Source organism: Anaerococcus sp. Marseille-P3625 (genome assembly GCF_900232825.1).
Taxonomy (GTDB): Bacteria; Bacillota; Clostridia; order Tissierellales; family Peptoniphilaceae; genus Anaerococcus.
The window spans coordinates 163,851-179,559 of sequence record NZ_OCTP01000010.1 but is presented as its reverse complement, the minus strand read 5'-3'; the positions used below and the strand labels follow the sequence as shown (position 1 = coordinate 179,559).

Annotated in this window: 15 protein-coding genes and 1 pseudogene; all 16 read right to left on the bottom strand. The window is 29.8% G+C overall.

Annotated features, from left to right (window positions below):
* Positions 1-2 precede the first annotated feature (2 nt).
* The gene (locus tag CS884_RS02070; protein ID WP_099320429.1) at positions 3-791 is read right to left on the bottom strand and encodes an alpha/beta fold hydrolase; all 789 of its coding nucleotides are present in this window, start codon (positions 789-791) and stop codon (positions 3-5) included.
* Between the two features lie 29 nt (positions 792-820).
* Complete coding sequence (locus tag CS884_RS02065) at positions 821-1,438, bottom strand: DNA alkylation repair protein (RefSeq protein WP_099320428.1); 618 nt, start codon at positions 1,436-1,438, stop codon at positions 821-823.
* A gap of 31 nt (positions 1,439-1,469) precedes the next feature.
* On the bottom strand, positions 1,470-1,949 hold the full coding sequence (locus CS884_RS02060) for a GNAT family N-acetyltransferase (RefSeq protein ID WP_099320427.1): 480 nt from the start codon (positions 1,947-1,949) through the stop codon (positions 1,470-1,472).
* A gap of 47 nt (positions 1,950-1,996) precedes the next feature.
* Entirely contained in the window at positions 1,997-2,482 is a 486-nt protein-coding gene (locus CS884_RS02055; protein WP_099320426.1) for an NUDIX hydrolase, read from the bottom strand.
* 41 nt (positions 2,483-2,523) lie between these two features.
* Positions 2,524-2,943: a GNAT family N-acetyltransferase gene (locus tag CS884_RS02050; protein WP_099320425.1), complete on the bottom strand. Its 420-nt coding sequence runs from the start codon at positions 2,941-2,943 to the stop codon at positions 2,524-2,526.
* A gap of 216 nt (positions 2,944-3,159) precedes the next feature.
* Positions 3,160-4,188, bottom strand: a complete 1,029-nt coding sequence (locus CS884_RS02045) for a S66 peptidase family protein (RefSeq protein ID WP_099320424.1) — start codon at positions 4,186-4,188, stop codon at positions 3,160-3,162.
* Positions 4,189-4,362: 174 nt separating this feature from the next.
* Positions 4,363-5,103 carry a hypothetical protein gene (locus CS884_RS02040; RefSeq protein ID WP_099320423.1) on the bottom strand — a complete coding sequence of 247 codons (741 nt, stop codon included), beginning with the start codon at positions 5,101-5,103 and terminating at the stop codon, positions 4,363-4,365.
* A 302-nt stretch (positions 5,104-5,405) separates the two neighbouring features.
* Entirely contained in the window at positions 5,406-5,552 is a 147-nt protein-coding gene (locus tag CS884_RS10575) for a hypothetical protein (RefSeq protein ID WP_180753298.1), read from the bottom strand.
* A 13-nt stretch (positions 5,553-5,565) separates the two neighbouring features.
* Positions 5,566-8,067, bottom strand: a complete 2,502-nt coding sequence (locus CS884_RS02035) for an ABC transporter permease (RefSeq protein WP_099320422.1) — start codon at positions 8,065-8,067, stop codon at positions 5,566-5,568.
* A pseudogene (locus tag CS884_RS02030) lies at positions 8,030-8,581 on the bottom strand (ABC transporter ATP-binding protein); the annotation flags it as partial. The pseudogene CS884_RS02030 and the gene CS884_RS02035, both read right to left, overlap by 38 nt.
* A 69-nt stretch (positions 8,582-8,650) precedes the next feature.
* On the bottom strand, positions 8,651-9,454 hold the full coding sequence (locus CS884_RS02025) for a KilA-N domain-containing protein (protein WP_019132960.1): 804 nt from the start codon (positions 9,452-9,454) through the stop codon (positions 8,651-8,653).
* A 189-nt stretch (positions 9,455-9,643) separates the two neighbouring features.
* A complete protein-coding gene (locus CS884_RS02020) occupies positions 9,644-11,164 on the bottom strand; it encodes a recombinase family protein (protein WP_099320421.1) in 1,521 nt (506 codons plus the stop codon).
* On the bottom strand, positions 11,157-12,899 hold the full coding sequence (locus CS884_RS02015) for a recombinase family protein (RefSeq protein WP_099320420.1): 1,743 nt from the start codon (positions 12,897-12,899) through the stop codon (positions 11,157-11,159). Before CS884_RS02015 ends, CS884_RS02020 begins: the two co-directional genes overlap by 8 nt.
* The gene (locus tag CS884_RS02010; RefSeq protein WP_099320419.1) at positions 12,892-14,610 is read right to left on the bottom strand and encodes a recombinase family protein; all 1,719 of its coding nucleotides are present in this window, start codon (positions 14,608-14,610) and stop codon (positions 12,892-12,894) included. Before CS884_RS02010 ends, CS884_RS02015 begins: the two co-directional genes overlap by 8 nt.
* A gap of 97 nt (positions 14,611-14,707) precedes the next feature.
* On the bottom strand, positions 14,708-14,875 hold the full coding sequence (locus CS884_RS02005; RefSeq protein ID WP_000332792.1) for a hypothetical protein: 168 nt from the start codon (positions 14,873-14,875) through the stop codon (positions 14,708-14,710).
* 416 nt (positions 14,876-15,291) lie between these two features.
* A complete protein-coding gene (locus CS884_RS02000; RefSeq protein WP_099320418.1) occupies positions 15,292-15,702 on the bottom strand; it encodes a sigma factor-like helix-turn-helix DNA-binding protein in 411 nt (136 codons plus the stop codon).
* Positions 15,703-15,709 lie beyond the last annotated feature (7 nt).

The window sequence follows — 15,709 nt, the reverse complement described above, 5'->3', positions numbered from 1 at the left end:
GTTTAGTTATTATGATGAACATCGTTTTCCAAAAATGGATTAACCAAATCCATCCACTCCAAAGGCAGATAAGCAGATAGATAACCATGATTATATCCTTTCGCTTCATATACAGTACAATTGGGATGCATTTTTTGAAATAGCTTAGCCGATTCCTTAACGCAACCCATTTCTTTTTCACCATAAATATATAGAACCTGCGCTTTGCTTTCTGTAATAGAATATTTAAGCCTATATTCTCCCATATATGTTTGATACATAGTCACCAATGTTTTAATCGGCATCCTTGGCATATCCTCCATATAATAGCCTTCTATTTCTTCCGAATAAGCCATATTGGGATACATTTTTTTCATTAAACTCAACTGAATTTTACATGCATATTTGCTAAACATAAGTTTTCCGAATAATTTTACAATAATTGTACTAACCCTTGCCAGCTTGAGCTGAGGAATACAAATACTACCATCTATTATTGCTTTCTGAGCTATATCACTATTTAGCGATAATAACTCAATGGCAATTTGACCTCCCAAAGAAACACCTCCCACAGCAAACAATTTTCCATCGCAATTGTTTTTTATATAGTCCATAATTTGATGTGCGGAATTTTCAGTTGAAATATACTCTTTTTGATATTCTTCTCCATGACCATCAAGTGTTGGTAAAATCACATGATATTTATCGGATAATATACGAGCTTGTCGAAGATAATTCCACCAGGAATTACCTCCGCCGTGTATCAATAATATATGTGGAAATTTTTTATCACCAAATTCATGAAATATCATATTCCAAAACCTCTACAAACTCAAATTTGTTAGCTAATAAGTTTACTCGCTAACTTATACACTTGATTTATTTCTTTGCTTTCTAACTTCCAGTTGCAGAGTTCAGCTTTAATTAACTCTGGAAATCTTTTACTAATATCTCTTAAAGCATTCCCTACCGATTTTCTAACATATTCACTCGTATCTTCTTTTAATGCAGCAATTCGTCTGATAGCTTCATTCGGGTTATCTTTGAAATATGGTCTGCTCGTCCATATTCTTAGTCCCTCCGTAACAGCTCTCCTTGTATTAGGATTATTGTTTTTTAACCATTCATCAATTATTGGAAGTGCTTTTTCATATCCTATTTTCTTGCAAAATTCATCAAATGCCTTTGCCAATACTTCCTGAACTCTCCAATTATCATCTTTGGAAACTTCATCTCGCATAAATGCTAAAATATCATCTTGTTCTGATAAATATCCAAAAAGAAATACACCATACATTCTAACTTGATATGCATCAGATTTATATGCTAAAAATGCTAATTTTCTTATATATTCATTATCATTAGATTTATAATCTGCAAAGGCTCTTTTTTCCTCCTCTTTGAAGCCATTTTCTATCAACGAAAATTCTTTTTCTAAACTCACGATATATTCTTTCATGCAGCTTCATCTCCTCCTAACTTCCAATTTCTCACTTTGCCACCTTTTCAAATCTTATAAGCAGCTTTCTTTTGAATACACTGCAGCCATCACTTTCTCCAATAAATTCAAAATCATTTTTCATCGCAATTCGTTTGGTATTTTCCTGGTTCGGGGCACACTCAATAATCAAGTTTTTCCCTATCTCTAAACTACGGTTTATAAAGGCTTTTGTTAATTCATTGGCATATCCTTTCCCCCAGTATCTCTTATTGAGTATCCAACCAAGTTCGAAGGAGTCTTTGTCATACTCATGGAATATTACATATCCGATAAACTTCTGACTAAAATCTTCCACAGCATAGATCAAAGGAGGGTCAATTAGTGCGACACCATTTAGAAAATTCACTGTTTTTTCCCATGAAAAAGGCGGTTCTATAAATTCCATGACATCTTCATCTGAAAGTAGATTATATAATTCCGTTAGATCATTATTAGTAAATTTTCTTATCTTTAATCGTTTGGTAATCATGCAATCCCTCCTTCCTTTATATAATTATTATATCACAACTCGTCCCATTAAACTCTTTCATCTGTAATTATATGCTCTACTCCATTATGCTCCGACCTAAGAAATTCTTTCATAAATGTCGGGTATGCTTTGCATTTATCGAGCTCATCTATCGGCACCCAATGCATTGTCTCTTTAGCACCTGACTCTGTAGTGCTTTGGCTTGTAAAGTATCTTTTACCCATGGGCTTCATCATATAGTAGAATGTAAGCTCATGAAAGTCTACTCCTTTTAAGCCAGAGCTGCCGATGAAGAAGTTCTCGTGTATCACTGCAAGGTAATCTACCTCGTAATTAAATCCTGTCTCTTCAAATACTTCTCTCTTCACGGCTTCTTCTGATGTCTCGCCCATGTGAACTGCTCCGCCTACTGAGTAGTAATGGTCATCGACGTCATTTCTTGCAAGAAGCACAGAGCCCTCTTCGACTATGATGGCTGCTGCCCTATATCTAAATGCTTTTTTATCGTTAATAATAGCGCAATTATGCTCCATAGTTTTCTCCTTTATATACTTTCTCATCTAAGAACCGTAACTTATGGTTCAAATGCAAACAGGTTTCCAAGCTGAATTGAAAATCCAAGTGATTTATACATTTGTATATCGCATTGTGCACAAGCAACAGTCATTGAACTTATAGCACTTGACCTATATGCAAATTGGACTAGCTGGCGTGCTATTCCTTTATGACGAAAGTCAGGACATATGAAAAAATCTTCAAATATTCCACTTGGCATATAGTCAAAAGTTGAAAAATCAACTGTTATTGAACAGCAGCCTACCAACGCATCACCTTCCCATGCTCCGAAAAATAATATTTCCCCTTTGCTGATTGCATCTTTCAGACGTTTCTTGGATATATCATTCGGTATATCCTCTCCTATTTCTGCTTTATATTGCTTTTGAAGTTCCCACAAAAGATCTATGTGTGAAGCGTATATTTCCTTGTAATCCATTCATAACCTCCAGATAAACTCCTATTATATTATAAATTCAAATTCTTATTTTTTTGTACAATAATGCTATAGTCTACACATGGCTTGGTGGTCAGTATTGATAAAACTAACAAATTTTAAAAGCCTTATATGTGGATGCCAATCAATAAACATCATATAATTAACTATATCATTCTAAAGAAGAAAAAGACAGCTCATGGCTTAGCTCAATTTTGTTTAATAATTAAAGGAGATTGTTTGTTTGCTTACATTTACTTCTGCTTCTACCCCAAAAGGAATTATACATCTTGGAGTTGAGTGTCCAATATTTATATTATAGACAATAGGTAAATCTTTATTAGTAATTTCTTCTAATAAAATAGATTTATACTCCTCATAATAGATTTCATTTTGAGGTTTTCCTACTAGTATTCCCGATAATATATCAAACAAGCCGTAGTCTTTTAGAGCAATTATCATTTTCCTATATAAATCTGGTTTTGTTTTTTCTTCGCTTGATTCTATAAGTAAAATCTTATTCTCCCATGCCTCAAGGCTTGGAAATAAACCGTATTTGCTACAAATTTCTACTGTATCTTCAAATCTAGAATTATCGAACATATCATATATTGATTCTATGCATCCGCCTAAAATTTTTCCACAAAATATAGGATTTCCTCTTAATAGCTCAAAACCTGTATTATGATGACTTTTCATTTCTATTCCTATAGCTTTCTCGCTATAATCTTCCCTTGCGTCATACCAAACTTCACTAGGATGTATCACATTTATTTTCCCTGTTTTTATAAGTTCTAAAAAGTATTTCTCTGTATAAGCTAACATATTAGCAGATAGTTCGCACACATCTGGCAAGAAAGCCTGACCATAAAATGTTTTTATGCCAAGCTTATTTAGCATAAAGTGATTTATTGTTGAGTCAGAAAAGCCTAAAAAAAGTTTTTGTTTAACAATATTTTTTAATCTATCTCCTTCGAACAGATAAGGGGCTAATCTATAAGTATCTTCTCCACCAATAGCACATAAAATCATATCAATAGTGTCATCTTCAAAAGCAAGTATCAAATCATCTGCCCTAGCTTCCGGATGATTCTTTAAAAAATCAATGCCTTTCAAAGAATTAGGTAAAAACTCTATCTCTACTCCTAGCTTATTTAATCTGTCTACTCCAATTTTTATTTCATGCTCAATAAAGCTTTCCCCCAAAACACCATTAGATAAACTAACAATTCCTATTTTCTTTATCATTATTTCCTCCAAATTCTTAAATAAAAATAAATACCTTATAAATTTTGTATTCTTATTTACTTGTCATAAATACTAAAGTCTCGACATGGAACTAGTGAACACTAAGTACGTCAAGGAGTTCTATCTGTTGTAGAATATAATTCTGATTAATATCAACAAGCCGAGTATTCTAAACTACAAAATCTTTGACATTAAATGTAACTTGCAATAATCATCTTCAAACACAATCGCTTCATCTTTATAATTATTCTTAAGAAAGAAGTCTAAATTTCCATTTGGAAAAATCCCAATTTCATCTGAAATTACAAGTACTTTTTTATACTTATTTTTTAAATAATCTTCTAAAGCCATTAATGGTGCAGACTTATAATCATAATCTTCATTTGATAAATAAATACATGTTATAAATACTGTTTCGCCACTTCTAGGAATGTCGTAAGGTACTAGATTAGACGGAACAAATTCAACCCCACCAAGTAAGCTATTACCATTAACATTCATAAATCCATATATACCTTCATTTATTGAATCATACATTTTAATCTTCATTTCACACCCCAGACAATTGACCCTAGATGTGCATTGAGACGCAATATTATAATTTTCTTTTGTAATTGCTTTTATAGTTTTTGTCACACTTTCAGTGCCTAGTTTAGGAATATATGGCTTTTCTACTGGGATTATCCCTGAAGCAAGCTCTTCCATAAATTTATCATTAATTGGCCTATAATATCTATTAATATCATTAATTATAGTTAAGAATGGAAAATATATTTTTTTATTTTTACAAGCTGATAAATCATTAGATATTTCATAAGTATTTGTATTAACTTTAGATTTATATCTATTAATCACATCTAATATTTCTGCACTAATTGGGCACATACTCCCCCAATAATAGAAATCTATTTTCATTTTGGCACCTCCACAAGTTTCTAAATTATACTAATTTAATAAATAACAATTTTTAAGCCAAAAATAGTTGGAGATATAACAAATTTATCATTTCACAATATTGTATCTTATCATCAACACCAATGTCTCCACGTGGCTTGAGTGGTCAGTATGGATAAAATTTAATTTTTTTAAAAAGCCTCGTATGTGGGAATAAGTCAATAAATAAACATCTTATAATTATTATATCATTTTAGAACTAAGAAAAAACAGCCCTCAAAAGAGCTGTTTAGATTATTATTTTCTTGTTTTAGTCGCATTACTTATATTAGATTACCTACAAACATTGATGTGAGTCCAGTTGGTCTTAAACTTGTATATCTTTCAAAGATGTCTATTGGCAGTAGGTAGGAAATCACAAAAATCGTGAGTCCAAATAGAAATATCTTCTTGTTTAAATTTTCTTTCATAAAACCTCCTCTATTATTCTAAACTTCTTATTCTATCTACAAGACTGTTTTGACTGTGCTTTTCATAGAATCTACCTGTAAATAATATCCCAATAATTATATTTACAAAGTTTACAAGTATAAGTGGCATGATTACAAATTTATAGGAAGTCCACTTAGTTTGTTCCATAAAATCCATCAAGATGTATTTATCTACAAGAAGCATAATTATGAAAGAAAATACTAATCCACATAAAGAATAGATCAAATTCTTTTTCACCAAATATTTTTTAATATTTTTCTTTGTCATTCCAATTGCTTCAAGGATTGATAAGTTCACCATGTTTCTTAATATTTCAGTAGCAATAACGTTAATAAAGTTAAGCACAGATATTAAGAATAATACTATAGATAAACTATAACCCACAAATTCTATAAGATTTTTGAAATCTTTAAAAGACTTTATTTGAAGATCTCTTGAGTCATAGGAAAAGTCTGGGTTGTTTTCAAAAGATTTTAATAACTTATCAAAATTTTCCTTTTCACTATCCTCCACATCAAATCCATAGGACATTATACTTTTATCTCCTATGAGTTCTTTGTACTCATTTGGATTCATATAAATATATTCCAAACCTAAAGTAGGACTTAACTCATTGTTTTTATCTTCCTTAACCACAGGGAAATATCTAAGACCATTTGAAAAATTATATTCAACTTTACCCATAACTTGGACTTCTTTAATTTTATTATTTACATTTATCCTTATCTTATCACCGATTTTATAGTCAGAATCATTTCTTATTTTTTCCCCTATAATAACATAATTTCCTGTTTTCCATTTTTCCTTATCAAACTCTCCATCTATAAATTTTTGTTTATTTATTAAATAATCATCTATTCCCAATAATATTGGAGCAACTTTATTGTCTTCTATTTTTATATCCGGATATGTGTACTCATAACCGTATGAATATAAGGCACCTCCACTTTTAAATCCTTTATAGTTTTCTATTTCACCGATATACTTTTCATTAATACCGTCCTCACTTCCTGAGTACATATATCTAAAATATTTTGGGCTTGCTATATTATAGTCCGTTACAATTACATCAGATATTCCCTTTTCTAGATCAATATTGCCTGTATAAGTTAAGACACTATTCAAAATAACAGCAGAAAGGCTAATGGAAAGAACTATTGATATAAATCTAAATTTATTGGAAAATACTTGTCTTCTTGACAGCTTTCCTAAAGAAATATTCTCGCTTTTATATTTCTTTTTTATCGTGGTTTCATTGTATCTGCTAGCATCTATAGGAGAAACTTTTGCTGCATACCTTGCGGGTTTCATAACTGATATAAATACTGTAAGCAAAGTAAAGGCTGTTGAAAATAAGATAATTAATATTATTACTGCGGGTGATAATTTTACATCCGTTAACATCTCATTACTTACAAATATTTTATTTAAAATAATTTTTCCGATAGAAATTCCTACTAAATCTCCAACTATTATTGATGGAAGTGAGGCTGCTAAAGACTCAAGATGAACAAGTTTTTTGATTTGTGGTTTTGTCATTCCAATTGTTTTTAAAAGTCCCAGAAGTTTAATATCTTCATTTACGGATATCTTGAAAATATTATTTATTATTAAGTATCCTGCGACCATTACCAAAATCAAAAAAGCTAAGTATGGTAGAAATGTATTAAAATCAAAACTACTATCACCAGATAAAAGATAGGCAAAGTTAACACCAATCCTTATTTCCTTTTCGGATAAATTTCCAGGGTCCTCTACAACTTTATAACCATTTCTCTCTGCAATTTTTAAAAGTTTATCCCTTATCATAAAGGAATTCTTTAGCATTACTTCCGCGTCATTATTACTTTTTGGAATCGATAATTTATCTACATAAGCTTTTGATAAATAGATTTGCCCTACACCAACATTGGAGTCAATAGGATTTTGAAAAGTTCCAGATATAATAAATTTATGACTTTTCTTTTCGATAATCTCTCCTGTGTAAGCTTTTTCTATTTTAAAAGGAACTTCTATTTCTTCTCCGATTTCACCCTTATAACCTAATTTTTTAGCAGTTGATATATCTAGAAATACTTCATTTTCTTTTTCTGGAAACTTTCCCTTAACTTTTTCTATTAGAGACCATTCAAATCCTTTCTTATCCATATAAGATAGTTCTGCCATAACTTTTTCATCATCAAGAATTCCAACTTTTTCTCTTACTGAAAAATCCTTTATATCCTTATCATGAGTTAATATTTTTACATCTTCATCACAAATATCTTTAAAAGAACCATGGCTGATTGTTCCAACAGTTTTCATTGTTTGGGTTTCCATGCTTTTTCCTAAACCTAAGGCTACGGAAAACAGACTTGTAAATAGTATAGAAGTCAAAGCAATTGCTAATAAGAGAATATTTCTCCTGCTTTTATTAGCATTTAAAATATTTTTTGCAAGATGCCTTATATAAGCTTTATTTTTGACTTTCATTTTTTCCCACCAGCTTTCCATCTTCTATCCTTATAGTTTTTTCTGCAGCTTGAGCGACGGCATCATCGTGAGTAATCATAAGAATAGTATTTCCAAGCTCTTTATTAATCTTTTTTAGTAAGTAAACAACTTGGGAAGAAGATTTTGAATCTAAATTTCCTGTAGGTTCGTCAGCTAGAATTAAAGATGGTTTGGTAACCAAGGCTCTTGCTATGGCAACCCTTTGTTGCTGTCCACCAGATAATTCATTAGGCATTTTATATTTTTGATCACTTATCTCAAGAATATCTATTACTGAATCAACATATTTTTTATCTACCGCATCCCCATCTAGACCAAAGGGAATAATTATATTCTCATACACATTTAACATTGGCAAAAGATTATATGCTTGAAAGACAAAACCAATATTCCTTCTCCTAAAAATAGTTCTCTCATCATCTTTCAATGCATAAATGTCGGTATCATCAATTAAAACTTTTCCACTTGTAGGATAATCAAGTCCTCCTAGTAAATGTAATAGGGTTGATTTACCCTACAATGTCAAGCAATTGTTACATAAAATTAGACGATATTTCTATCGCCTAATTTATATACAAAACTTTTATTTTAACTTTTTTATACGTTCACTTTCTGTTAGAATCCTCATTTGTTCAATAGCAATTGCATTTAATTTTTCTATCCTTTCAGTTGCATCCATTCCCTCATTTATAAAAACAGCATTTAAGTTCTCAAGATTTGATAAACACACTAATTGTGATATATCAGCATAGTCTCTCATATTTCCTTTTAACTCCGGATTATTTTCACGCCATTCTTTTGCTGTCATTCCAAACAAAGCTACATTTAATATATCTGCTTCACTTGCATAGATATAGTTTATTCTTTCCTTTGATAATTTCTCAGGGACAAGTTTATTCTTAATTGCATCTGTATGAATTTTGTAATTTATCTTAGCTAAATTCCTCTTGATATCCCAACCTAATTGTCTTTGCTCTTCTTCTTTTAAGCGCTCAAACTCTTTAATAAGATAGAGCTTAAAATAAGGTGATACCCACGACGCAAATTCAAAAGCTATGTCTTTATGTGCATATGTTCCACCATATCTTCCTGCTTTGGCAACAATTCCGATAGAATTCGTCTTATTGACCCATTGTTTAACCGATAAAATAAAACGATTAAAACCTGCTTCATTTTTAATTCCCTCGAATTCGGTGGAATTAAAATTCGCATTATACATTTCTTCCCATATTCCTAAAAATTCAATTGTATTTTTATTCCTTAGCCATTTTTCTATTAGTGCCACACCATTTTCAACATTTCTAACCATGTCGGTTAAAGAAATATAATCTCTATTATCTATGGCAATAATGCTAATTTCTGATCCTTCCACATTTATTTTAGACACAAAAATCACCTCACAATATCTCATTTTAACTATAATTATATCATTTTTTTGTTTGTTCCTAAATATTTACCCTATCGTCTCATAATAAACAGTACTATTTATTTTCTCGAATTTTCTCGTCATTATTTTCATTTTGGCGTATTAAAATTAAAGTTGGCGAGATTATGAGTTACTTTTAATGCTATTCATCTATTTTTCTAAAATTTCTATTTCTCCACTTCTTGATACAATTATTTTATCAATTTTATTGTCTACATAAACCTTCAATAAACTTTCTTCGTCTAAGACTGTAATATCCGTTTCTTTCCTTGAATCAATCTTATCTGACTTCAATTCTTCCAATTTACTCTCCAATAATATCTTTTTATCTTGGATAAAAGTTTTTTCCTTTAAATAGTCCTCTTTTGAAATATTTTTCTTTTTATAGTTTTCATAGATGATTTGTAAATTACTGTTTAATATGGATATTTCCTTTAGAATCTCTTCTTTTACATTCTTGTGTTCTATAACTTTCTCTTCATTTAATGTATTTTGAATCTTAAAATCTTTTAATTTGGGTTTTATAAGTTCAATAATATCTTTCTCTTTGATATTGTTTGGTGTTTTCTCAGCTTTACATAAATTACAATAATAACTTTTATACTTGTGTATTTTATCTGAATTTTTCTTTTGTCTAATATCACTGCGAAAACTCATATGTCTACCACATTCTTTACAAAAAATCTTATCAGAAAAAATAGAACGATTTTTATTTCCTGTATATCTTCCAAAACTTCTTTTTTCTTTTATTTTCTTTACCTCATCAAATACTTCTCTTGAAATAATCGCTTCATGGGTATTTGGAAGTATTTTCCACTCCTCTTCAGGAAGTAAAATTCTTTTTCTTCCACCTATTTTTGTTTCTTTGAATTTATTATATACATAATCTCCTGTATATAGTTCGTTCCTTGTAATCTGTGAGATAGCTGCGTTTGTCCAAACTCTTTTCTTTACCTCACTTCCAGTAATTAAATTTCCAGTATAATCAGAAAGTTTCAGTTCTTCTTTTCGTTCAGAGCGTGTAATATAACCTTTTTCATTAAATATATTAGCCACTTGAATACACGAATATCCTTTTAGCAATAAATCAAAAGCTTCTTTAACTATAAAAGCTGTTTTTTCATCAATGATAATACTATGTTTATCTTTAGGATCTTTAATATATCCAAAAGGTGCTGCCCAATTTATATTTTTCCCCTGCGATTTAATTTGCCTAATAGAACTTCTTACCTTTTCAGATAATTCCTTACTGAATAAATCATAATACAATGTCTTAAACTGTGTATCTGTATCTAAGCCATTGCCTTGTTCTTTTAAAGAATCATAGTTGTCATTAATAGCAATAAATCGTATTTTTAGAAATGGTAATATATTGCTTAAGTAATCCCCAAGCAAAATATAATCTCTTGAAAACCTAGACATATCTTTTACAATTATAGTTCCTACTTTACCACTCTTTATATCCTCAATAAGCCTTAAAAATGAAGGTCTATTTGTATTAGTAGCAGAATATCCATCATCTACATATTCTTCTATTTCACAACTTTTTAAAGAGGTTTCATTTTCAATGTAGCTTTTTATATAATCTCTTTGATTTACTATACTTACACTTTCATCTACTTTGTGATAATCTTCTTCAGAAAGTCTTAAATATATAGCTATCTTATTCATGCTCTACCTCCAACTGCTTTCCCATATCTTTATCAAGATTAAACTTAAAATATATGGTAACCTGCTTATACTCTGATATTTCTATATGGCTAATTAATGTATCGACCAATTCTTTATCAACTTCTATGCTTTTATCATCCAAACAGCAAAATAGTGCATCTATAAATTCTATAATTTCTCTTTTTTTATTTTTTATATTTCTTATTCTTTCATCAAAAACTTTTAACTCATTTTTTAAGGTTTTTATTTGATTATTTATTTTTTTACTTTCTATTTTAAAATCACTTAAAAGAACCTCTCCTTTAACATAGTTTTCATATTGTTCTTGTAGATTGATCCTAAGAGAAGCAATCTTTTTATTATTTACATCTGTTTTTATAGAAACATGATTTATCTTTTCAGCACTTATATTTTCTAAATATATTTTTAGTTGTAATCTTTTATCCTTTTTATAAAAGCTTGAAAACAGTCTTTTTAAGGTATCTACTAAAATTTTGTCGAGGTCTGTTTCATATATTCTGACATGAGATTTTTCTAATTTTAATCTGTCTCCACCTTTACAATAATAGCAATAGCAAATCTCATCATGATATTTCAGTCCTCTTGGTCCATATTGTTTTTTCAAATATCTGCCACAAACACTGCACTGTATGAGGTCGTCATACTTTCCTTCTTTTTTATGATCTCTTTGAATTTTTACTCCAACATTTTCTTTTCCATCTTTTATTATGTTTTTCAGTGAATGGTAAGGTAGATAGTTTTGTTTTTTCTCCTTTATCTCTCTGATATTTTCAAATGTAGTTTTGTCTATTAACCCTTTGTGGGTGTTCTCTGTTATAATCCACTCTTCTTTATCACGAAACTTACTTTTCCTACTTGGATCATGTCTATTTGAGAATACTCTTTGAATCAAATTCCCAATATATACTTCATCAGAAAGCATTTTTGATATATAAGAAATATCCCATTGTTTTGTATCTTCTTTATCCTTAAAAATTTTACCTGTTCTTTTATATTCATCAGGTGTCGTATATGTTTTAGTCAATTCTCTTGCTATTTGCATATTGGATTTACCTTGACTTGCCATATAAAAGATAAGTCTTACTACATCTGCTGCCTTTTCGTCCATCACCAGAACTCTTTTTCCATCAATTTTATCAACCTTATAGCCATACGGAGCCATCGCTCCTATAAAAGACCCTTGTTTCATTTTTATTTCTTTGGAGGCTTTTATTTTCTTTGAAATATCTTTTGCGTATAAATCATTGAAGATATTTTTTATTGCTATTTCATAACTCTGATCTGATTTTATACCGTCTTTAGTATCCAGATTATCATTTACGGAAATAAATCGAACTCCCAAAAATGGAAATACTTTTTCGATATAGTTTGCGATTTCTAAATACTCTCTACCAAACCTTGACATATCTTTTACTATGATACAATTTATCCTACCTGTTCGGATATCTTCCATCATTTCAATAAATGCAGGTCTTTTAAAATTTGTTCCAGAATATTCATAGTCCTTGTATACTCTTAAAATCTTTATATCTTTTTCGTTTGCAGCTTTTATGCAAAGTTCTTCCTGCATTTCAAGTGAATTACTTTTATCCCTGTAAGCTTCCTTTCTTTCCTGTGATAATCTAACATAAATACCGGCAATGTATATTTTTTCAATCACTTTTACAACTTCTGTTTCTGATTGTGATATATGCCTATTTTTTGTTCTAGCCATAGCATACCTCACTTTCAGCACTTACAAGACTTTTATTCATAACAGTGGGGATAGTTTTTGACTTCCTGCTTATATCGATACTTTTCTTTTTTATGGTGTTAGATTTAATGTCAGACTTATCCATTTTTGTCATTTCTTCAAGTAAAGACAATTCTTCGGTATGATTAAATCTAACATCTATCGTTTTATCTTCAGAAATAAAAATTTTATCAATGAGCATCACAACAGACAATCTATCTATTTCCGATAAATTTTTATACTTGTTAATGTCGATGATCCAACTCTTATTTTTGTCAATCTTCTCCTTAGTATATTCCTGTTTTTTCAATCTATACTCGATACTTTCATCTAATTTAGTCAGTTTCTCTGTATAGTTTTTTCTAAAAAGTTGATATTCTTCTTTACTAATAACATCTTCTTTTAGGTCAAGGTATAGGGAAGATAAGAGTTCTTCTGTCATTGCTTTTTCTCGTTTTAGTATAGGAATTTGATTGTCTTTCAAATTTTTATTTATATCTATACGCTGAACTTTAGAATATAGATTTTCATTAAATTCAATGTAGGACTTCATTATTTTAGATACTGCTTTTATCAAGGTTTCTTCTTTTATGCTATGTCTTGTGCAAGATTTTTCCTTGTTATACTTTGAGCATATATAGAAAACATCTTCTCTTTTTTTATACTTTACAGTCCTTCTAATCAAAGAACTTCCACATTCTTTACAAAAAAGCATTCCTGTAAAAATATCAATTTTGTCCTTTCCACGAGAATTATTCAAATCTCTTTTTAACATAGTATTTGCAATAGTAAAAACTTCTTTACTTATAATTGATTCATGGGTATTTTCTACTCTTATCCATTCTTCTTTCTCTTTTTCTATCTGCTTTTTATTTTTGTAACTTAAAGTAACACTCTTTCCTTGTAAGGTATTTCCAATATATACTTCATTTTCTATAATTCTATTTACTGTCTTTGCTGACCAATTTCCACCTTTTGTATTTTGAAATCCATTACACTTAAATCCTTGACTTTCTTTATATTTTCTTGGAGTTAAAACTCCTAAATTATTTAGTTCATCTGCAATTGCCTTTGAGGAATATCCCAAGAGTTTCATATCAAATATATTTTTGATAATATCCGATATCTCTTTATCAATCACTAACTGGTTTTTATTCTCCTCAGACTTTTTATATCCATAAGGTGCAAAAGCACTGATAAAGTCTCCTTTTTCTCTTTTTATCTTTTGAGAGCTTTTTACCTTATTGGAAATATCTCGGCAATAACTGTCATTGATGAAGTTTTTTATAGGAAGTATAAGGTGTGTATCGTTTATATCTGCACTTTTACTATCGTAATTGTCATTTACTGATATAAATCTTATACCGTTTTCTGGAAATATTCTTTGAATATATTTTCCAGCTTCTATATAATCTCTTCCGAATCTTGATAAGTCCTTTACAATAATTGTATTGAACTTTCTATCATAGGCAGCCTTTATCATTTCTTTAAAATTGGGACGATCAAAATTTGCACCTGAATATCCATCATCTACATACTCTTTGACTATTGGAAATTGATTTTTTCTTGCATAAGAGTTTATAATTTCTCTTTGATTGGATATAGAGTTACTTTCTGTTTTTTCGCCATCTTCTTTTGATAATCTTAAATACATAACTGCCAAATTTTCTTTTGCTAAATTGTTTTTAAACATAAAAAAGCCTCCTTTAATTCAATTTACATACAATAAATCGAACCAAGGTTGGCTTCCACAAAAATATTATAACGCTCCTTATATTTTTTGTCAGCCCCTAATAGACAGAAAATTTTTCTTTGATGTATTCCTCTACTAAATTTTCTAAGCTAAATCCATTTTCATTAAATTTAACTTCTATATTCCAACCATCAATTTGATTTATCATCTGTTTATCTTTTTTATCTGTTTTCATTTCTGTATTTATATTATGTTCATCACACATAATATCTTCTCCTTATCTTTAATTTTTTTAAGTTTTTTGACATTAACAGGCGTGTAGGTCACGACATTGGAATTTCACCACCGCCCCTTTTCAAGATGAGCCGGCAACAACTGTAGAAGTATCATTATCCCCATTTGCTTCAATGCATCAGTTTCCTAGGCTGAATATATAATTTCTTTTTGTCGCTCGTTTTCTTTTATCCTTCTTTTAACTAGAGTATTTATTTAAACCGAAATCCTTATCAGCAGAAAAGTTATGGCGAAGAAATTATAAAGCTCCACAAATGGTTAATGTCCTGTCTTGGTCTATTCAGTTGTCAAGGTTCAAATTTTTATTAATTTCTTTTTTTTATATAAAAGAGGACAAAATTCCCCTCACTTTATAAAGGAAAATTTGCCCTCTTTGGTAACCAGAATTTATAATTCTTCTATAAATTTCTTTAGTTTTTCTAAAATTTTATCTCGTCTTTTAATTAAAGTTGGATGTGAGATATTTTTAGTCTTTGCAACTGCACGAAGTGTTTCATCATTGAAATATAATCTTTCGATTATTTCCCGTTCCTCCTCATTTAACTTTGACATAGCATTTCTTAGTGCTTCAATCATTATTTGTGTAGCTACAACTTTTTCAACATCAACATTTTTATCTTCTAGATTATTTTCAAAATTTCCATCGTGATTTAGAGATGAAAAAAAGAGCAAGTGGTTTTTCTTGTCCACCTGCTCTAAATATTTTTCATGTTCTCTTTCTTGCCAGTAGACTTTGTATATCTGCTCGCTTACTTTGATTTTTTGCCCACCGACATAAAGGTAATATTCTTTTGTCATTTATGCT